At 69.8% G+C, this 18,682-nt stretch carries 16 protein-coding genes; 9 read left to right on the top strand and 7 right to left on the bottom strand.

The genetic code is table 11. The annotated features are described in order from the left end of the window. Window positions 1–2: 2 nt before the first annotated feature. Genes Q0D75_RS13380 through Q0D75_RS13370 form a run of 3 tightly spaced genes read right to left on the bottom strand, consistent with a single transcriptional unit; the run spans window position 3 to window position 3,729 of the window. On the bottom strand, window positions 3–2,165 hold the full coding sequence (locus Q0D75_RS13380) for an acetate--CoA ligase family protein (protein WP_291054216.1): 2,163 nt from the start codon (window positions 2,163–2,165) through the stop codon (window positions 3–5). Then, window positions 2,162–2,536 (bottom strand): OB-fold domain-containing protein, encoded by a 375-nt coding sequence (locus Q0D75_RS13375; protein WP_291054214.1) that lies wholly within the window; start codon window positions 2,534–2,536, stop codon window positions 2,162–2,164. The genes Q0D75_RS13380 and Q0D75_RS13375 overlap by 4 nt, the downstream gene beginning before the upstream one ends. Further along, the gene (locus tag Q0D75_RS13370; protein ID WP_291054212.1) at window positions 2,533–3,729 is read right to left on the bottom strand and encodes a thiolase family protein; all 1,197 of its coding nucleotides are present in this window, start codon (window positions 3,727–3,729) and stop codon (window positions 2,533–2,535) included. The genes Q0D75_RS13375 and Q0D75_RS13370 overlap by 4 nt, the downstream gene beginning before the upstream one ends. A gap of 133 nt (window positions 3,730–3,862) precedes the next feature. Here Q0D75_RS13370 and Q0D75_RS13365 point away from each other — a divergent pair, with 133 nt between their 5' ends. The 5 genes from Q0D75_RS13365 to Q0D75_RS13345 all read left to right on the top strand — a co-directional run bounded on the left by Q0D75_RS13365 (window position 3,863) and on the right by Q0D75_RS13345 (window position 9,603). Continuing rightward, window positions 3,863–5,518, top strand: a complete 1,656-nt coding sequence (locus tag Q0D75_RS13365) for an NAD(P)/FAD-dependent oxidoreductase (protein ID WP_291054210.1) — start codon at window positions 3,863–3,865, stop codon at window positions 5,516–5,518. 4 nt (window positions 5,519–5,522) lie between these two features. Then, window positions 5,523–6,419 (top strand): transketolase, encoded by an 897-nt coding sequence (locus Q0D75_RS13360; RefSeq protein WP_291054209.1) that lies wholly within the window; start codon window positions 5,523–5,525, stop codon window positions 6,417–6,419. Continuing rightward, the gene (locus tag Q0D75_RS13355) at window positions 6,412–7,389 is read left to right on the top strand and encodes a transketolase C-terminal domain-containing protein (RefSeq protein WP_291054206.1); all 978 of its coding nucleotides are present in this window, start codon (window positions 6,412–6,414) and stop codon (window positions 7,387–7,389) included. The genes Q0D75_RS13360 and Q0D75_RS13355 overlap by 8 nt, the downstream gene beginning before the upstream one ends. A gap of 98 nt (window positions 7,390–7,487) precedes the next feature. Continuing rightward, window positions 7,488–8,279 (top strand): SDR family oxidoreductase, encoded by a 792-nt coding sequence (locus Q0D75_RS13350; protein WP_291054204.1) that lies wholly within the window; start codon window positions 7,488–7,490, stop codon window positions 8,277–8,279. Further along, complete coding sequence (locus Q0D75_RS13345; protein ID WP_291054202.1) at window positions 8,272–9,603, top strand: iron-containing alcohol dehydrogenase; 1,332 nt, start codon at window positions 8,272–8,274, stop codon at window positions 9,601–9,603. Before Q0D75_RS13350 ends, Q0D75_RS13345 begins: the two co-directional genes overlap by 8 nt. A gap of 95 nt (window positions 9,604–9,698) precedes the next feature. Here the strand turns inward: Q0D75_RS13345 and Q0D75_RS13340 are convergent, their stop codons facing one another. The 3 genes from Q0D75_RS13340 to Q0D75_RS13330 form a co-directional block, all read right to left on the bottom strand. Beyond that, window positions 9,699–11,255 (bottom strand): alpha/beta fold hydrolase, encoded by a 1,557-nt coding sequence (locus Q0D75_RS13340; RefSeq protein WP_291054200.1) that lies wholly within the window; start codon window positions 11,253–11,255, stop codon window positions 9,699–9,701. Between the two features lie 41 nt (window positions 11,256–11,296). Further along, window positions 11,297–12,481: a Fic family protein gene (locus tag Q0D75_RS13335; RefSeq protein WP_291054198.1), complete on the bottom strand. Its 1,185-nt coding sequence runs from the start codon at window positions 12,479–12,481 to the stop codon at window positions 11,297–11,299. 141 nt (window positions 12,482–12,622) lie between these two features. Next, window positions 12,623–13,396 (bottom strand): hypothetical protein, encoded by a 774-nt coding sequence (locus Q0D75_RS13330; protein ID WP_291054196.1) that lies wholly within the window; start codon window positions 13,394–13,396, stop codon window positions 12,623–12,625. A 132-nt stretch (window positions 13,397–13,528) separates the two neighbouring features. Between Q0D75_RS13330 and Q0D75_RS13325 the strand changes: the two genes are divergently transcribed. From Q0D75_RS13325 to Q0D75_RS13315, 3 genes are all read left to right on the top strand, one after another. Beyond that, window positions 13,529–15,538: a DUF262 domain-containing protein gene (locus Q0D75_RS13325; RefSeq protein WP_291054194.1), complete on the top strand. Its 2,010-nt coding sequence runs from the start codon at window positions 13,529–13,531 to the stop codon at window positions 15,536–15,538. A gap of 99 nt (window positions 15,539–15,637) precedes the next feature. Next, window positions 15,638–15,985, top strand: coding sequence for a hypothetical protein (locus Q0D75_RS13320; protein WP_291054193.1), 348 nt, complete (start codon window positions 15,638–15,640; stop codon window positions 15,983–15,985). 97 nt (window positions 15,986–16,082) lie between these two features. Continuing rightward, window positions 16,083–17,855 carry an MFS transporter gene (locus tag Q0D75_RS13315; protein WP_291054192.1) on the top strand — a complete coding sequence of 591 codons (1,773 nt, stop codon included), beginning with the start codon at window positions 16,083–16,085 and terminating at the stop codon, window positions 17,853–17,855. 24 nt (window positions 17,856–17,879) lie between these two features. Here the strand turns inward: Q0D75_RS13315 and Q0D75_RS13310 are convergent, their stop codons facing one another. Further along, a complete protein-coding gene (locus Q0D75_RS13310) occupies window positions 17,880–18,194 on the bottom strand; it encodes a helix-turn-helix transcriptional regulator (RefSeq protein WP_291054191.1) in 315 nt (104 codons plus the stop codon). Between the two features lie 89 nt (window positions 18,195–18,283). On the opposite strand from Q0D75_RS13310, the gene Q0D75_RS13305 reads away from it, so the two are divergent. Beyond that, on the top strand, window positions 18,284–18,682 hold a 399-nt coding region (locus tag Q0D75_RS13305; protein WP_291054190.1), incomplete at its 3' end, for an MFS transporter.

Here is an 18,682-nt window from a genome sequence, read left to right as displayed (position 1 = left end):
AGTCAGCGGTAGGGGAGGTCAGGGGCGGGAGCTGCGCGGACCACCACGGCGTCGACCGCTCGGAGTGCGGGGTGCTCGGGGCCGTTCAGGGGCAGCAGCATGATTGGATTGAGGTCGACCTCCAGGAGGCCCAGGGCGGGGTCGAGCATCGCGGCGCCGAGGGCGACCGCGGCGTCGGCCCAGGCGTCGAGGTCGACGGGGGGCGCGCCGCGCACGCCGCCGAGAACCGCTGCCAGACGCAGGCGCCGGATGGCGCCGAGCGCGTCCTCCCGCGAGAACGGGGGCAGCAGCAGCTGCACGTCGGGCATCGCCTCCACGTGGATGCCGCCGGCGCCGATCACCACGACCGGGCCGAACACCGGGTCGAAGCGCGCCCCGAGCATGCCCTCGTGCTCGCCCTTCACCATCCGGGCCAGGATCACGCCCTCGGAGGCCACGCCCTCGCGGGCCATCGTGGCGATCATCTCGGTCACGACAGCCGCGGCGTCGTCCGCCGGGACGCCTACGCGCACGAGGCCCAGCTCCGACTTGTGGGTGACCTCGGACGAGCATCCTTTGATCACGACGCGGTCGACCCCGAGCGCCGCCAGCGCGGCCGTCACCTCCGACGGATGCGACACCAGCACGTGCTCGACGGCCGGCACGCCCACGGTCTCCAGCAGCCGCAGGCTCTGCGACTCGTTGAGCGCGGTGCGGGCAAGGCCGGGGCCGGCCTCGGACCGGCGGTCGCGCGGGCGCGGGTCGAGGCATCCGGAGTCCAGGCGGGCACGGGCCTCGGCGATGAGCGTGTGGTGCCGCAGGTACTGGGCGAGCGCGTGCACGGCCTCGGCCTCATCGGCGAACACCACGATCCCGCGCTCGCGGAACACGCGGGCCACGGATGTCTGCGGCACGGCCATCACGACCGGCACCGCGGTCGACACCTCGAACTCAGCCACGTCGGAGGCGAAACGCTCGACGTCATAACCACGGCCGGCGACCGGGATGCCCACCAGGCAGGCGTCGACCGCGGCATCCCGGCCGAGTACCGGCAGCACCTTGCCGAACAGCGAGCTGTCGGTGAGCAGGGCGGCGGTCACGTCGACCGGGTTCTCGACCGAGGCGAACGAGGGCAGAGCATCCGTCAGGGCGGCGCGGGTCCCGGCCGAGAGCGGCGCCAGCGGCAGACCTTCCTCGGCGGCCGCGTCGGCGGCCAGCACGCAGACGGCGCCGGAGTTGCTCACGATCGCCAGCCGCTCGCCCCGCGGAACGCCCGGCCGCAGGTAGAACGCGGCCGCCGCCACGAGGTCGCGCGTGCTGCGTGCCCGCCAGATGCCGTGCTTGCTGAGGAAGGCGTCGACCACGGCGTCTTCGGTCGCGAGAGCTCCGGTGTGCGAGGCCGCGGCCCGCTGTCCGGCCTCGCTGCGGCCGCCTTTGAGAGCCACCACGGGTACGCCCCGGGAAAGCGCCGTGCGTGCGACGGCGCCGAGCGAGTCGAGGTCGGCGATGTCCTCCAGGTAGAGCAGCAGCAGCTTCACCTCGGGGTCGGCCACCACCTCGGCCGCGAGCTCGGCGGCCGTCACGTCGATGTCGTTGCCCGTCGCATGGGCGTAGCGCACACCGATGCCGGCCTCGCGCAGCAGCCCGTAAGGAATCGAGCACATCGCCCCGCTCTGGCTCACCACGGCCACCGCGCCGTCGGCGGGCGGCTGCTCGGTGAACAGCGTCGAGAAGCTCAGCACGGCACCGGTGGCGAAGTTCGCGAGGCCCTGCGAGTTGGGACCGATCAGACGCATCCCGGATCGGGCCGCGGCGTCGAGCATCTCGCGCTGCCAGGCGAGCCCCTGCTCGTCGCCGGTCTCGCCGAAGCCGGACGCCATGATCACGCAGCCCTTCACACCCAGCTCGGCGCAGCGCACGATCTGCGCCACGGCCGTCGCACCGGAGACGGCGATGATGGCGACCTCGGGCACCTGAGGCAGGTCGTCGAGCGAAGCGTAGGCCGGCAGCCCCTGGATCTCGGGGCGCGTCGGGTTGATCGGATAGATCGCACCGGTATATCCGCTTTCGCGCATATACCGGATGGGCCGCCCGCCGATCTTCTCCGGATCGCTGGAGGCGCCGATCACCGCCACCGAGGCGGGATCGTGGAAGAAGCGCAGGCCGCTGCCGGTGCCGCCGCTCATGCCGTCACCTCCGCGCAGAACGGCAGCAGCCGCTGAGAGCCCTCGTCGAACTCGATCGACACCTGAACCCGTGCCCCGACCGGGGTTCCGGGAACGCACCGCACCATCATCCGTACTCCTTCGTCGAGATCGACCAGCGCGATGCCGATCGCCTCCTTGGCTTTCGGGCCGGCCGGGTCTCCGGATGCCGCGACCCGGCGATGCAGGCTGGTTTGCGCGAACACGATGCCGCATCCGCTCGGCTCGAACGTGCTCACGACGGCGGCGCACCGGGGGCAGCGCAGGCGGGGCAGGTACCAGGCGTGCCCTTCGGGGCAGCGCTGGGCGAACAGCCGCGGCTCCCCCGTGGTCCAGTCGGCGTCCACAGTCATGCCCGGTCTCCTCTCGAAGCCTCTGCCGGCGCACCCTCCAGCACCACCGACACGTGGGCCGAGAGCACGCCACCGTCGGCGTGCAGCAATCCCTTCCGGGGCAGGTCGGCCAGCTGCCGCGCCCCCGCCTCGCCGCGCAGCTGGGTCACCATCTCCACGAGATGCGCCATCCCGCCGGCCACACCGGAGTGCCCGTACGAGAGCAGCCCGCCGTGCAGGTTCAGCGGATAGCGGCCGTCCGCCGCGAACAGGCCCTCGGAAGCCCGCCGCCCCGCGGTACCCGGCGCGACGATCCCGATCTCCTCGAGCAAGATCGCGAGCGTGATGGTGAAGCTGTCGTAGACACCGAGGATGTCGAGCTCGCCCACTCCCGTCCCCGCTTCGGCGAGCGCCGCCGCCGAGCTCTCCCCCGCCCCGAACGCCCCGAAGTCGGCCTCGCTCACGTGTTGGTGCAGGTTCGCCTGCCCGAGCCCCGCGATCCGCACCGACGCTCGGCCCGAAGGCGAGGCAGGGGCGCGCGACACCACGACTGCCGCCGCTCCGTCCGACATGGGGCAGCAGTCGAGCAGGCCGAGGGGCTCGGCGATCGGCGGGGCGTCGAGCACGTCCTGCACCGTGATCGGGGTGCGGAACTGGGCTCCCGGATGCGACACCGCGTGCGCGCGCATCTGCACGGCCAGCGGCGCCAGATCCGCCCGCGACAGCCCGAACCGCGCCAGGTACTCCGAGGCCAGCAGCGCGTAGTACGCGGGGATGTTCGCCCCCAGCACCACCTCGTGCGAGGCGTGCCCCACCTGCGCGAGCGTCGCGATCGCCTGGTCGCGGCTCTGCCCGCTGGCCCGGTTCTCGCCGCCCACCACCAGCACGTGCGTGGCGACCCCGGCGCGCATTAGCCGAGCCGCCTCGGCCACCATCGCCAGTCCGGTGGCCCCGCCCACGCTCATCCCGAAGGCCCGCGCGGGCCGGGCGCCGAGGTATTCGGCCAGAACGTTGGCCGGCATGATGTGGTTCACCGTCGTCGCGTAGCCCGCGATCACCGTGTCGACGTCGCGAGCGAGAAGGCCCGCGTCGTCGAGCGCCTGGTACGCGGCCGTGGCCTGCAGATCGAGGGCGCCGAGCCCCGCATCGCGGCTGAAGGGGGTGAGGCCGACACCGGAGATCACGGCGTCGTCGCCTGTTCGTTGCTGGGGCACGGCCACAGTCTCACCGATCGTCGACGGGCATCCGGCCGGGCTGTCCCATATTGCGACGGACAGGCCGGAGCCCGCGATGCGCGGGTGATGATCGTGTCCTAGTCAGTCTTGGGAAGAGAAAGGGAATCCGACGATGAGCAATGTCGCTACACGGCCGGATGTGATCGAAGTCGATGCCGTTGTCATCGGAGGTGGGTTCGCGGGGCTGTACACGGTGCACGCGCTGCGCGACAACCTCGGGCTCACCGTCCAGGCGTTCGACAACGCGGACGACGTGGGAGGCACCTGGTACTGGAACCGCTACCCCGGTGCCCGCTCCGACACCGAGGTCAACGCCTACTGCTACTTCTTCGACAAGGAGCTCTACAACGAATGGCAGTGGAGTGAGCGCTACCCGCGGCAGAGCGAGATCCTCGCCTACCTCAACCACGTGGCCGACCGCTACGAACTGCGCAAGAACTACCAGTTCAGCACCCAGATCGAGAGCCTGATCTTCGACGAGGACAGCAACCGCTGGCAGGTCGTCACCGACAAGGGCCAGCACTTCTCGGCGCAGTTCCTGGTGGAGGCCGTGGGCCTGCTCTCGGCCACGAACGTGCCCGAGTTCCCCGGCCAGGAGAACTTCCGCGGCGAGATCTACCACACCGCCCGCTGGCCGCACGAGCCCGTCGAACTGAAGGGCAAGCGCGTCGGCGTGATCGGCACCGGGTCCAGCGGCATCCAGGTGATCTCCGAGCTCGCCCCCATCGTGGAGCACCTCACCGTCTTCCAGCGCACCCCGCAGTGGGTCGTGCCCTCCCGGCACCGGCCGATCGACCCCGACCTGATCGCCCGCATCCGCGACGACTTCGAGGGCTACCACCACGACGTGCTGTACTCCACGACCGCCTTCGGCTTCCCCGAGAGCCAGGTCTCGGCGGAGAGCGTCGACGAGACCGAGCGGCATGCCCGCTTCGAGGAGGTCTACGACGACGGCGGCGGCTTCCAGTACATGTTCAAGGCCTTCAACGACGTCGGCACGAGCGAGATCTCGAACAAGGCGGCGACGGACGTGATCGAGAAGCGCATCCGCGAGACGGTCAACGACCCCATCGTGGCCGAGCTCCTGGTGCCCACCGAGCTGTACGCCAAGCGGCCGCTGTGCTGCGACAACTACTACGAGGCCTACAACCGGGCCACCACCACGCTCGTCGACGTGAAGACGAACCCGATCGTGGAGTTCACCGAGAAGGGCATCAAGGCCGGCGACACCGAATACGAGCTCGACGTGATCGTGCTCGCCACCGGCTTCGACGCGGTCTCCGGCAACCAGCTGCGCATCTTCCAGCAGGGCCGGCACGGCCTCACGCTGCAGGACAAGTGGCGCGACCGCGCGTACACCTACCTCGGCACGATGACGGCGAGCTTCCCCAACATGTACATGGTCTACGGGCCGATGGGGCCGTTCACGAACCAGCCGCCGGTGCACGAGGCGCAGGTGAACTGGATCGCGGATGCCATCAAGCACACGATCGACTCGGGCGCCAAGACCCTCGAGCCCACCCAGAAGGCGGAGGACGACTGGATGGAGCTCTGCGACGAAGGCGCGGCCCTCACGCTGTTCCCGCGGGTGAACTCCTGGATCAACGGTGCGAACATCCCCGGCAAGCCGGTGGTGAATTACTTCTTCATGGGTGGGATGGCGGCGTACATGGACTTCATGGATGCCGACCGCTCCTCGGAGTTCGGCGAGCACTTCCTCACCGACGGGCAGCCGGCAGAGGCGGCTCCCGCCTCCGTGAAGGCCTGAGCCCGTGGCATCCGACCCCCTGGGAACGACCGTGCGGCGCAATCCCGCCACCGAGCGCACGGCCGGCGAGCTGCGCGCCGAGGCGCAAAAGCTGCGCCGCACCATGCTCCGGATGGCCAGCGACAAGGGCGAGGGCTACATCGCGCAGGGCATGGACATCGCCGACCTGCTCACGGTGCTCTACTTCCGCGAACTGGCCTTCGATCCGCACGACCCCGAATGGAGCGGCCGCGACCGCTTCGTGCTCTCGATCGGCCACTACTCGATCGCGCTGTACGCGGTGCTGCACCGCATCGGCTACATCGACGAGGCCGAGCTGGACACCTTCGGGCTGAACGGCGCGCGGCTGGCCCTCAGCACCTTCGACGACCAGCCGGGCGTCGAGATCACCGGTGGATCGCTCGGTCACGGCCTCGGGCAGGCGGTCGGGATGGCCCTCGGCTACCGCATCGACGGGCATCCGGGGCGCATCGTCTGCGCGATCGGCGACGGCGAACTGCAGGAGGGCTCGATCTGGGAGTCGGCGATGGCCGCCTCGGCGCACGCCGTCGACAACCTGGTGCTCGTGATCGACTGCAACGGCATCCAGGCCGACGGGCCGACCGTGCTCGGCATGGAGCCGATCGCCGACAAGTGGCGGGCGTTCGGCTGGGACACCCAGGAGATCGACGGCAACGACATCGAGGCGCTCATGACGGCGTTCGACAACGCCCGCGCGCTCGACGGGAAACCGAAGGCGATCATCCTGCGCACCACTCCCGGCAAGGGCATTCCCACGCTGGTCGCCCGCGAGCGCGCGCACTTCGTGCGGGTAGATCCGGACGAGTGGGCGAAGCTGCGCGCCGAACTGGACGAGAACTACGACGGGCCCTCGTCGGACGAGAGGAACAGCCGTGGTTGACCTGAAGGGCCGCGCCGGCGGCATGGGCGAGATCCTCGACGTCGAGGGTCCGTACGAGGTGGCACCGCTCGGGCGGGCGCTGGTCGAACTGTCGGAGAACCGGCCCGAGATCGTCGGGCTCACCGCCGACATGGGGCGTTTCAGCGACATCCGGCCGTTCCGCGACGCGCATCCGGAGCGCTTCTTCCAGGTGGGGATGGCCGAGGCCGACCTGCTGATGATCGCCGCCGGCCTCGCCAAGACCGGCAAGATCGCCTACTGCACCAGCTACTCGGTGTTCATCACGCGGCGGGCGCTCGACTTCTTGATCATCGCGTGTGCGCACAGCAACGCGAACGTGAAGATCCTGGCCGGGATGCCCGGGCTGATGAACCCTTACGGCGCCACGCACCAGGCCACCGACGACATCGCGGTGCTGCGGATGATCCCCGAGCTCAGCATCATCGATCCCTGCGACGCCACCGAGCTCGCACAGGTCGTGAAGGCGGTGGCGGATGTCCCGGGCACCGTCTACGTGCGGAGCCTGCGCGGCAAGGTGCCGGTCGTGTTCGATCCCTCGGAGTACCAGTTCGAATTCGGCAAGGCGAAGCGGCTGCGCACGGGTAGCGATGTGGGCGTGATCTCGACCGGGTTCATGACCCAGCGAGCCTTGGTGGCCGCGGATGCCGCATCCGCAGCCGGTGTCTCGGCCGGTGTGCTGCACGTTCCCACGCTGAAGCCCTTCGACACCGAGGCCGTGGTGCGCTTCGCGGCCGGGGTCGACCGGCTGGTGATCGCCGAGAACCACCAGATGACGGGCGGGCTCGCCACGATGGTGGTGGAGGCGCTCTACGAGGCGGGCATCCACGTGCCGATCATCAAGATCGGCATCCAGCACCGCTTCCACGAGTGCGGCTCGCAGGCGTACATGGAGGAGAAGTACGGCATGGACCAGGGGCGCATCACGCGCGCCGTGGTCGACGGCCTCTGATGGCGGGCACGTCAGGGGCCCCACACGGCGGCTCGCCGGGATCCGGAGCCCCCACGGAACCCGGCGAGTCCGCACCGGTAGGGTCGCTGGCCGGCCGCGTGGCGCTGATCACGGGCGCCGGCAGCGGACTGGGGCGGGCGACCGCGATCACGATGGCGTCCCGGGGGGCTCGGATCGTGGCGTGCGACCTCTCGGCCGCGGGGCTCGAGGCCACTCTCGCGCTGCTCCCCGGCAGCGGCCACCTCCCCGTCACGGGCGACATCGCGCGGCAGAACGAGGTCGACGCGGTCGTGGCTGCAGCGCTCGCCGACGCCGGCACCTCCGGCATCGACATCCTGGTGAACAGCGCCGGCATCGCCGAGGGCGCGGGCGACACCTTCGAGCACTCGCTCGAGCACTGGCAGAAGATCATCGACGTGAACCTCACCGGCAGCTACCTGATGTGCCAGGCGGTCGCCCGCGCGATGCGCGATTCGGGCCGGGGCGGCGTCATCCTGAACCTCAGCTCGATCGCGGGCGTGATCGGCCTGCCCAGGCGTACCGCCTACAGCGCGTCGAAGGGCGCGGTCAGCATGATGACCCGGGTGCTCGCGGCCGAGTGGGCGCGGTACGGCATCCGGGTTAATGCGGTAGCGCCGGGGTACATCCGCACCCCGCTCACCGAGAAGCTGGCGGCCGAGGGCCGGCTCGACGTGGCCGCCATCCTGCGTCGCTCCCCCACCGGAGCGATGGGAACGGCCCAGGATGTGGCCGACGCCCTGGCCTTCCTCGCCAGCGACCAGGCCACGTTCATCACGGGTGCGATCCTGCCGGTGGATGGCGCGTACACCGCGTACGGCGCTCCCGAAGACGCCTACCCGGCCGAGCTGCTGGGGGCTCCGGATGCCTGAGGCCGAGTCTCCCGCCCGCGGCCTGCGCGTCTTCGGGGCAGCCGGTCGATACGTGCAGGGGCCGGGAGCGCTCGACGAGCTCGGCCCGCAGGTCGCGTCGCTGTCGCTGGGATCGCAGGGGCTCGTGCTGATCGACGCGTTCCTGTTCGACGCGCTGGAGCCGCAGATCGCGGCGTCGTTCGCGGGCGAGGCGGCGGCGGGCACCCGCGTGCACTGCGTGCCGGTCTCGGCGGAGGTGACGCAGCCTTCCATCGATTCGATCGCGGATGCGGCGCCCGCGGGCAGCGACTTCGTGGTCGGGGTCGGCGGCGGCAAGACGATCGACATCGCCAAAGGCGTCTCCCGGCGCTTGGGCCTGCGGGTCGTGACGGTTCCCACCATCGCGAGCAACGACAGCCCCGCGAGCCGCGCCATCGCGATGTACGACGAGCACCACCAGCTGACCGCCGTGCCGCTGATGGACCACAATCCCGCCCTCGTCCTGGTCGACACCCTCGTGATGGCCGGGGCGCCCGCGCGCTTCCTGTCGGCCGGCATCGGCGACGCCCTCTCGAAGCACTTCGAGGTGGAGGCCACACGCGCTGCGGGCGGGTCGACCATGCAGGGCACGCCCGGCCTGCTCATCGCCTCGATCGTGGGCGAGGGCTGCTACCGCACGCTCCGCGCAAATGCGGTTGCAGCTCTCGCCGCCCTGAAGTCGCATCACGCCCTCCAGTCCGGCGGCTCGGGTGGCTCCCGCGACTCGGGCGGCTCCGGCGGCTCGAGCAGCCCCGGCGGCCCCGGCGACCCCGGCGACCCCGGCGACCCCGGCGGCCCCGGCGACTCGGGTGGCTCCCGCGGCTCGGACAGCTCCGGCGGCTCGGGCAGCTCCGGCCATCCTCTCGGGCAGGAGTTCGAAGACACGGTCGAGGCGGTCGTGCTGCTCTCCGGCCTCGCATTCGAGAACGGCGGACTCTCGATCGCGCACGCCCTCACCCGCGGCCTGATGGCCGTGCCCGGCGCATCCGCCCGCCTGCACGGCGAACACGTGGCCTACGGCCTGCTCGTGCAGCTGGCACTGACGGGCGCCACGGATGCCGACCTCCTCGACCTGGCCGCCTTCCTCGCCGAGGTCGGCCTCCCCCGCTCCCTCGCAGAGCTCGGCGTGGAGCCCGCCGACGCGGCCACTGCACCTACCCCGTCGCCCGCCGAGGCGGCCTTCGCCGCCATCGTCGAGCGCACGCTCACGGCCCCTCACGTCGTGAACGTCCCCCCGTCCACCCCCGTCACCGCGGAAACCCTCACGTCAGCCCTGCTCCGCGTCGAGTCACTCGACGCATCCTGACCTCCGCTCGTCGCAGTTCCCTTCGGTCGCATTATTGTGTCTTCCGCACCACGTAAAGACACGATTTTGCGACCAAACGCGCCACGGATCACGTGTCACGGGGCGCCGTCGAGCTGGCAGAGGGTGTCGGCGGGCGGGAGCTCGCCGCGCAGGAGGTAGGCGTCGGTGTACGCATCGATGCAGGAAGCGTTCTGCTTGAGGTACGAGGCGCCGTGCTGGTTGGCCTCGAGCGAGAGCAGCTCGGCCGTACCGAGCTGGGCGACGAGGCTCACGGCCTTGTCGTAGGGGGTCGCGTGGTCGCCCGTGACTCCGATCACGAGGATCGGCGCGGATCCGGTGGCATCGAACGACTCGGTGAAATCGGTGCCCTCCTCCTCCAGCAGCGAGCAATCGGTTCCCAGATCGGACACCTCGTCGGCCGCCCGATCCTGATCCCCGGTCACCTCGAGCACATGGTCATAGAGGGCGAGCAGATCCGGATGCACCGGTCGCGAGAAGCAGCCCACGATCGAGCCGGCCAGCCCCACCGACGAGGAAGCATGATCCGCGGCGATGGCATCGATCGAGGCCTGATCGCCCGAGGCGGCCCCGGCGATCAGCTCCAGCCGGTGCGCCCGCTCGGCGTTGACCTTGTAGTTCGTGGTGGTGAGGTAGCCGTCGAAGAAGGAGTCGCCCACCTCGGTGCCGTCGCTCGCGACCCAGGGTGTCTCGGTCAGCCGGTCGCGCAGTGCCTGCAGCTGTTCCTCGTCGGCCCACGCACACGGGAACGCGGTGGTGTTGGTGACGCCGCAGCTGGCGCCGAGCTCCGCCGAGGCGCGCTCGATGGCCTGTGTCTGGTCGAAAGCGTTGATCGGGCCGCTCCAGGTGGCGTCGATGGCGCTGTCGAGCACCATCCGCCCCACCAGTTGCGGAAACAGCGAGGCGTAGGTGGCGCCGAGAGCCGTGCCGTACGAATAGCCGAGGTAGTTCAGCTGCGCGTCGCCCACCAGCACGCGCACGGCATCCAGGTCTTTCGCCACGGATGACGTGCCCATGTGATGCGTCAGCGGGTTGTCGCGCAGGCACTCGGCGAAGAGCACGGTGTCGGGCTTCACGTCATCGTCGGCGACGCAGTCGATCGGTGACGACTGCCCGATGCCGCGCGGATCCATCCCCACCAGGTCGTAGGCGGCCGAGAGGTGGTCGGCCCGGGGCTCGGCGGCGAGCCGTGCCGCGAGCGACTGCCCGTCACCGCCCGGCCCGCCGGGGTTCACCAGCAGCGACCCGAGCCGCTCCGACGCCGGGCCGGTGGCCGGATACCGCACCACGGCGAGCTCGATCCGCGCGCTGTCCGCGGGGTCGTCCCAGTCCAGCGGCACGCTCACCCGCGCGCACTCGCGGTCGTCCCGTGAGCGCCCCGCCGCATCGAACGCCGCCTGCACCTTGGCGTCGAGCGGAGCGCATTCCCCCCACGCCACGCTCTGCCCGTACACATCGTCGAACCCCGCGACCCCGGGAGCCAGTGCCGCGACGCCGGTCCCGGATGACGCCCCCGCGGTTGCAGTCGGCCCTGGCTCCCCGCCCCCACCGCCCGTGCACCCCGAAACCACCAAGGCCGCGGCCAGCACCCCGACCACGCCGCCGATCCCGCGCCGCATCACAAGCGTCTTCATCCCGAACATCCCCCCGCCATCAGGATGGCATGCACGGGCCGTCAGCGTCGAACGCTGCGGGCCGCGAACGCATCCAATGCCGCGATGACCAACGGCGCCACCCAGATGCGGTTTCGCGCACGGGAGTTCCCCGGGGCAAGTACGCCGGCGTCCTGAAGCCTGGTGAGCGCGGCGAGCGCTGTCTTCGCAGGCACACCCAATCGCTGTTCCACCACGCGCGAATTCAGCACCGGATGCTCCAGGGCCAGATCGACCAGTCGATGCGCGGTCGATCCACGGCGCACCGTGCTGAGCTGTTCGAGCCAGCGATCTCGCACGTCGGCGATGTCATCGGCGAGCTGCCGCCCGTTCCCCACGGCCGCAAAGGCCGCAGAGCAGAACACCTCGACGACCGGAACGATGTCCCCCTCCCGATACCGGCTCAGCGCTTCGAAATAGCGGTCTCGTTGCTGCAAGAGCCCTGCCGAGAGAGGAACGCTCACGTGGCGCGTGACTCCGGTGTGCCTCAGGAGTGATTGCACCAACGCACGCCCGGTGCGGCCGTTGCCGTCGACGAAAGGATGGATGGTTTCGAACTGCGCGTGGGCGACAGCGATGAAGGGCAGCACAGCGAGATCCGTCCGGGCCGTGAACCGAAGCAGATCCCGCATCGCGGCGGGCACTCGTTCCGCGACGGGCGGCACGAAGGATGCGCGGTGCGGGCTGTGGTCGCTACCACCGATCCAGACCTGCTCGTCCCGGTAGGCCCCGGTGATGTCAGGCCGCGACTGACCGAGAAGCGCACGCTGCATGGCGATCACCGAGTCGTCGTCCAGGTGGTCGGCGAGATCCAAGGCCGCCTGCATCGCCGTCACGTTGCTCAGGATGAGAGCCGCATTGCCGGTAGACCGCTCACCGATCTCGGCCTCGGCGATCGCTCGAGCGCCGCTGGTGAGGTTCTCGATCTGCGAGCTCGAGGCCGACTCACTCCGCAGGAGCAGCGAGGCGAACGGGGCGTTGACGTGTCCGACCTGCTCGTCGAAGCGCACCAGCGCCTGGGCTGCATCGCCCGCCTCCGCGGCGACCGCATCCGGAAGGCGCAGCGACGCGCCACCAATCTCCGGCACAATGCTCGCCTGGTACGGGAGCTGCATTTCCTCCCAGGCTCGTCTCGTGACGACATCCGGAGACAGGCGGGATCGCCACTGCACGCTTTCGGATGCAACGGCGGGCCAGCGAATATCCATACCCTCCATACTTACACCTATGACCCTAAGTGTAAATAACGGCAGCTCTCAGTAACGGATGGCGCGTCGTCAAGTGGCGGGGACACGAAGGCCCCGGCCGCGCGAACGCGACCGGGGCCCTCGAGAGGTGCGAGCGGAGGATCAGGCCTCGCTCATCACCAGCTTCTCCTGCTGGCCGCGCGCGGCGAGCGCGGCGGCACGGGCGGCGAGGCGGCGGGTCTGCTCGGCCTGGCCGGCGTCGAGCTCGTCCTGCGGAACCGCGACGCTCTCGACGTGCGAGACGCCGTTGTACTTCTCGATGTAGGCGTCGAGCTCGGGGCCCGACTCCCACGACGTGATCAGGCAGTAGCGCGCCGAGTCACCGGGGTGGGTGGCGGCGTGCCAGAGGCGCTGGGTGTCGACGATCAGCTGCGCGCCGGCCGGGAGCGCGATGCGCACCTCACCCTCGGGGTCGGTGCGGTTGTGGCGCAGCACGAAGTAGCTGTCCTTGTCGTCGGTCAGGTTGAAGAAGCCGCGCACGACCCAACCGGTGCCATCCGGGTTCAGGCGGTTGTTGTCGTCCTGGTGGAGGTTGTAGAGGCAGTCGGAGTAGGTGTTCGGCTGCAGCTCGATCACGCGGCATCGGCCGACGTTGGCGCCCGGCTCCTGGGCGCGACGGGTGAGGTCGGGGGCCTTCTCGGTCTGCGAGTCGATCCACACGCCGTCTTTGTCGGTGCGCGGCGGCTTGTGGTTCCAGAAGCCGTTGCACTCGATCTCGCCCTTGGCCGAGGCCAGCGGGGCGAAGCGGGTGTCTCCCGAGGACTTCCAGTCGTTGTACTCGATGTCGAGCCACTCCCGGGGATCCATCTCGCGGTCGTATTTGTCGAGAACGACGTAGCCGGTCTCTTCCAGCGCTGCTGATTTGATGTATGCCATGACGGTCGTCATGTCCTTTCGTCGGAGGACCAGCACGTTTTAACAGGTCCAACTTAGGTCAGCCTAACAGCGGCACCCTGGGAGGCGCCTCACCCGGTCACGGCGCGTTCTCGTCCAGTAAACTCGGCCGATATGGTCACTGCCACGAACGTCGAAGCCACCGCCGTCAACACCGTCGCCTGGCTCTCCGCCGAACGCACGACCATCGTCGTCCCGGTCTACCAGCGCCAGTACCGCTGGGACATCGGCGGCTGCGAGAAGCTGCTCGCCGACATCCGCACCGTCTCCGACACCGACGACCGCCAGACGCACTTCATCGGGTCGATCCTCTCCACGGCGGCCGACACGGCGACGGATGACGCCGAGCTCGTGCTGATCGACGGCCAGCAGCGCATCACCACGCTGATGCTGCTGGTCGCCGCCCTGCAGCACACCGTCCGCGGCGACGATCCGGAACTCGCTGCCGAGCTCTCCCGCGTGCTCGTGCGCGCCGGCGATCCCGGCCGCACGAAACTGCGCCCGCACCGCGCCTGGGCCGAGGTGTTCGAGAGCGTCGTGCTCGACCGCCGCGACGACGGCGACGAGCTGCGTGACTCCCGCTTCGACGACAACTACGCCTTCTTCCGTTCGCAGGTGCGGCCCGACGAGGTGCGCCGGGTCTGGCGCGGCCTGCAGAAGCTCGAGCACGTGGCCATCACCCTGGGGGCGGATGCGAACGCCCAGCAGATCTTCGAGAGCCTGAACTCCACCGGCGAGCCGCTGCGCGACCACGAGCTGATCCACAACTACGTCTTGATGGGTCTCTCGCACGCCGAGCAGACCGAGATCGAACAGGAGTACTGGCTGCCGATCGAGCAGCACACGGGCGAGTCGATCGCGCAGTTCTGGCGCGACTACCTGGTGATGACCACCGGCCGCGAGGTCGTCGTCACCGGCGGCCGCGGTGTCTACGACGCCTTCCGGCAGGAGTTCCCGCGGCTGGACATCGGCACCCTGCGCGCCCACGCGAGCCGCTGGCGCGAGTACGCCGAGACGTATCGCACGCTGCTCGAGCCGGAGCGCGAAGCCGATCCGCAGATCGCCCGCCACCTCGGCTACCTCACCTCCTTCGGCCGCGGGATGTACCCCCTTGTGATGCGCGCCTACGACGACTACGCGCACAGCGGTTCGAGCGCCATCACGCTGATCCGCACCCTGGAGTCGGTGCAGTCGCTGCTGCTGCGCCGCACGGTGGTGGGCCTCACGAACGACCGCCTGGTGGCGCGCCTGTGCCGAGCCCGCGAAGACGGCGACGACAGCCTGGTGCGGGCGATCGCGCGCATCACCCCCTCGGATGAGCGCGTGCGGGTGGGCCTGAAGTTCACCGAGCTGCCGCACGCCCCGTACGTGCTCGGCCGCCTGGCCGACCTCGCCTCGCTCGACGGGCTCGACCTCGAGCACGTCGTGCCGCTCGCACCCGCCGACGACTGGACCGGCGACGGCACGCGCCGCTGGTCGGAGTACAGCGACGACGAGCAGAACAGCCACCGCGCCCTGGCGCAGACCCTCGGCAACCTGACGTTGCTCGAGCAGCCGCTCGCGGAGCGCGCCTTCGACCGCTCCTTCCCGGCCAAGCGCGAGATCTATGCCGAGAGCGGGGTGAACCTCACCGAGCAGCTGGCCGAGGTGCCGGCTTGGGGCACGGCGGCCATCGCGGCCCGCACGGTGCACCTGAGCGAGCTCTTCCTGCGAGTGTGGGCGCGCCCGGCCCTCCGCGGCATCGACGACGACGACCTCACCCCCATCCTCGACGCGATCCGCCGCAGCGGCTGGCCGCGCGGCTGGGAGCGCGAGTGGGACTACGTGGAGTACCGCGGCGAGCACTGGGAGGTGTACGACGTCAAGTACCTCTTCAACCGCATCTTCAAGCGCCTCTGGGCCGACTCCCGCGAGAGCGTCGTCGCGTTCAGCGCACGCCGGGGCGGGCCGGTCTACGAGGCCCGATCCTGGAACGGCCACTGGGACGCGCTCGACGACACCCACCACCTCTACATGGGCTGGGATTCGAAGTACATGCTCACGGCCGTGCAGGGCGTGCTCGACGAGGCCGGATTCGCGTCCGAGGTCTTCGTCAAGTACTCCTACTTCGGCGCCATCATGTGAGGCACCCGGCCGCCTGGGGCTACGGTTGACCCAGGCGACGCTTTGGGTGGCGGCGCCGGTGCGACCCGGGTGGCGCACCAGAGCGGATCGGGGCACGCCATGCACGACGAGAATTTCGAATCCCGCTTCGGCGCGGCCGACGCCCGAACCCTGCGGATCCCGCCCGAGGGCCAGCTGGCGGCCACCGCCCTGCTCGACGCCGTCATCTCTCAGCGCGCCGGGGCCTCGAACGAGGCCAATCTGCAGGCGCTGGGCCAGGCCTTGTCGATCCTCACTCCCGGCGAGCTGTATCCACAGGAGCAGCTGCCGGATGCGGGCGACATCACCGCCGCCGCCATGGTGTGCATCAGCTGGCTGGCCAACAAGCTCGCGGTCACCACCGGCACGTCGATCGAGGCCGAGATCAGCGAACTGCGCGCCTTTCTGGACTCGGTCGCCGAACACTGATCCGCCAGACTTCGACCCACCTCAGGCATATAGTTAGTTCACAACAACTAATTGCCTGAGCAGGGCGTCGACCCCGGCGCCGACGGCCGGAGGAACGATGGCGGAGAAAGCGGTGCGCGAGCGCACGGGCATGTTCAACCGGGATCACCCGCGCTACAAGTGGGTGGCACTCAGCAACACCACGCTCGGCATGCTGATGGCCACGATCAACGGGTCGATCGTGCTGATCTCGCTGCCCGCGATCTTCACCGGCATCCAGCTGAATCCGCTGGAGCCCGGCAACGTGAGCTACCTGCTCTGGATGCTGATGGGCTACATCCTCGTCACGGCCGTGCTCGTGATGACCTTCGGCCGCCTCGGCGACATGGTGGGCCGGGTCAAGATCTACAACCTCGGTTTCGTCGTGTTCACCGTCGCAGCCATCGCCCTGGTGTTCGACCCCTTCACCTCGGGCGCCGGTGCGCTCTGGCTGATCGGCTGGCGAGTCGTGCAGGCCGTCGGCGGATCGATGATCATGGCGAACTCCACGGCCATCCTCACCGACGCCTTCCCCGCGAATCGGCGCGGGATGGCCATCGGCATCAACCAGATCGCGGCCATCGCGGGAACCTTCCTCGGCCTCGTGATCGGCGGCCTCCTGGCCGCGCTGGACTGGCGGGCGATCTTCCTGGTGAGCGTGCCGTTCGGCGTGCTGGGCTCGATCTGGTCGTACAAGTCACTGCACGAGGTGGGCACGAAGAGCGCCGGGCGGATCGACTGGTGGGGCAACATCCTCTTCGCCGTGGGGTTGGTGGCCGTGCTCGCGGGCATCACCTACGGCATCCAGCCCTACGGCGACAGTTCGACCGGCTGGCTGAATCCGTGGGTGCTGGGCGCGATCATCGGGGGTGTGGTGGTGCTGGTCGCCTTCGTGCTGCTGGAGCTGCGGGTGCGGGATCCGCTGTTCAACGTGCGCCTGTTCGCCATCCGCACCTTCGCCTGGGGAAATGTCGCGGGCCTGCTGGCCTCGATCGGCCGCGGCGGGCTGCAGTTCATGCTGATCATCTGGCTGCAGGGCATCTGGCTGCCGCTGCACGGCTACTCCTATGAGAGCACGCCGTTCTGGGCGGGCATCTACCTGCTGCCGCTGACCGTCGGATTCCTCGTCTCCGGCCCCATCTCGGGCACGCTCAGCGACCGCTTCGGCGCCCGCGCGCTGTCCACCACCGGGCTCGTGCTGGTGGCGGCCACCTTCGTGGCGCTGCTGCTGATCCCGGTGAACTTCGCGTATTGGGTCTTCGCTCTCATCACGCTGCTGAACGGCATCGGATCGGGCATGTTCGCGGCCCCGAACCGCACGGCCATCATGAACTCGGTGCCCGCGACGCAACGCGGGGCGGCCTCCGGCATGACCGGCACCTTCCAGAACGCGGGCAACTCGCTCTCGATCGGCATCTTCTTCTCGCTGATGATCGCGGGCCTGGCGAACACCCTCCCCCAGCAGCTGTTCTCGGGCCTCACGGCCCACGGCGTCACGGCGGAGGTGGCCGGCCAGGTGGCCGCGACCCCGCCGGTGGGCAGCCTGTTCGCCGCCTTCCTCGGCTACAACCCGATCGAGTCGATCCTCGGCCCGGTGGGGGTGCTGGATGCTCTTCCCGCCGCCGACTCGGCCGCCCTGACCGGGCAGACCTTCTTCCCCGAACTCATCGCGGAGCCCTTCCACGCCGGTCTCGTGATCGTGTTCACCGCCGCGGCCGTGATGTCGCTGATCGGCGCGGTCGCCTCGTTCCTGGCGGGCGGGAAGTACGTGCACGCCGAGACCCCCACCGCCGCGGCACCCGCGCCGGCCACCGCGACCGCCAGCGCCACCGCCGAGCTCAGCGACGTCTGAGCCGCAGTCGCAGTCGCAGCCGGCTCAGGATGCGGCGCCGCCGATGAGCGACGCGATCAGGCCCGGGAAGCGCGCATCCAGCTCGCTGCGGCGCAGCTGGATGGCATGGGTGCGGCCGTCGATGATCGTGCGGGTGAGCCCCGCTTCCCGCAGAGACTTGAAGTGGTGGGCCATGGTCGACTTCTGCACGTCGAAGCCCCACTCCTGCGCACTCTTGGGGTGAGGCTCTCCGTCGGCGAGCACGACGACGATCTGCAGACGGATCGGGTCGGCCAGCGCACGGAGGAGTTCGACCAGGTCGACGTCGGCCATGTCGGGAACCGGGTAGTCGCTGCTCATACAACCCTCCTGCGCGTCAGACGGCTGCCGGAGGAACGGATGCCGCGAAAACAGTTCGATGAACATCGAACAGTGATAGTCTTCACGGTATGACGTTCATCGAACAATCGTACGCCAAGCCGCTGTATCCGCGCTTGGCCGTTCTGGCGGGCGGCCTGTTCGTCGTCGCCACGAACGCCTTCGTCATCGCCGGGCTGCTGCCCGACATCGCCGCGACCCTCGGCGTCACACCCAGCCAGGTCGGCTACTCGATCACCGACTACTCGATCGTGGTGGCCGTCGGGGCGCCCGCCATCTCCATCCTGCTCCCCCGGCTGTCCCGCACCGTCCTGATGGCGATCGGTCTCGCCTTCGTCGCCGGCGGCACGATCCTGGCCGCCCTCGCGCCTGACGTCACGGCGTTCACACTCGGCCGCGTTCTCGCCGGCCTCGGCGGCGCGGCCCTGGTGCCCGCGGCCACGGCGGCCGCCGCCTCGCTCGCGCCCGCC

This window comes from Herbiconiux sp. (assembly GCF_023264855.1).
GTDB lineage: Bacteria > Actinomycetota > Actinomycetes > Actinomycetales > Microbacteriaceae > Herbiconiux.
The sequence above is the reverse complement of the archived record's forward strand: the minus strand, read 5'-3'. Positions and strand labels throughout refer to the sequence as shown.

Excerpts from the sequence above, each read along its gene's own strand:
- Q0D75_RS13380 (WP_291054216.1), bottom strand. The coding sequence starts at position 2,165 with ATGAGCGGCGGCACCGGCAGCGGCCTGCGCTTCTTCCACGATCCCGCC.
- Q0D75_RS13375 (WP_291054214.1), bottom strand. The coding sequence starts at position 2,536 with ATGACTGTGGACGCCGACTGGACCACGGGGGAGCCGCGGCTGTTCGCC.
- Q0D75_RS13365 (WP_291054210.1), top strand. The coding sequence starts at position 3,863 with ATGAGCAATGTCGCTACACGGCCGGATGTGATCGAAGTCGATGCCGTT.
- Q0D75_RS13345 (WP_291054202.1), top strand. The coding sequence starts at position 8,272 with ATGCCTGAGGCCGAGTCTCCCGCCCGCGGCCTGCGCGTCTTCGGGGCA.
- Q0D75_RS13340 (WP_291054200.1), bottom strand. The coding sequence starts at position 11,255 with ATGAAGACGCTTGTGATGCGGCGCGGGATCGGCGGCGTGGTCGGGGTG.
- Q0D75_RS13335 (WP_291054198.1), bottom strand. The coding sequence starts at position 12,481 with ATGGATATTCGCTGGCCCGCCGTTGCATCCGAAAGCGTGCAGTGGCGA.
- Q0D75_RS13330 (WP_291054196.1), bottom strand. The coding sequence starts at position 13,396 with ATGGCATACATCAAATCAGCAGCGCTGGAAGAGACCGGCTACGTCGTT.
- Q0D75_RS13325 (WP_291054194.1), top strand. The coding sequence starts at position 13,529 with ATGGTCACTGCCACGAACGTCGAAGCCACCGCCGTCAACACCGTCGCC.
- Q0D75_RS13320 (WP_291054193.1), top strand. The coding sequence starts at position 15,638 with ATGCACGACGAGAATTTCGAATCCCGCTTCGGCGCGGCCGACGCCCGA.
- Q0D75_RS13315 (WP_291054192.1), top strand. The coding sequence starts at position 16,083 with ATGGCGGAGAAAGCGGTGCGCGAGCGCACGGGCATGTTCAACCGGGAT.
- Q0D75_RS13310 (WP_291054191.1), bottom strand. The coding sequence starts at position 18,194 with ATGAGCAGCGACTACCCGGTTCCCGACATGGCCGACGTCGACCTGGTC.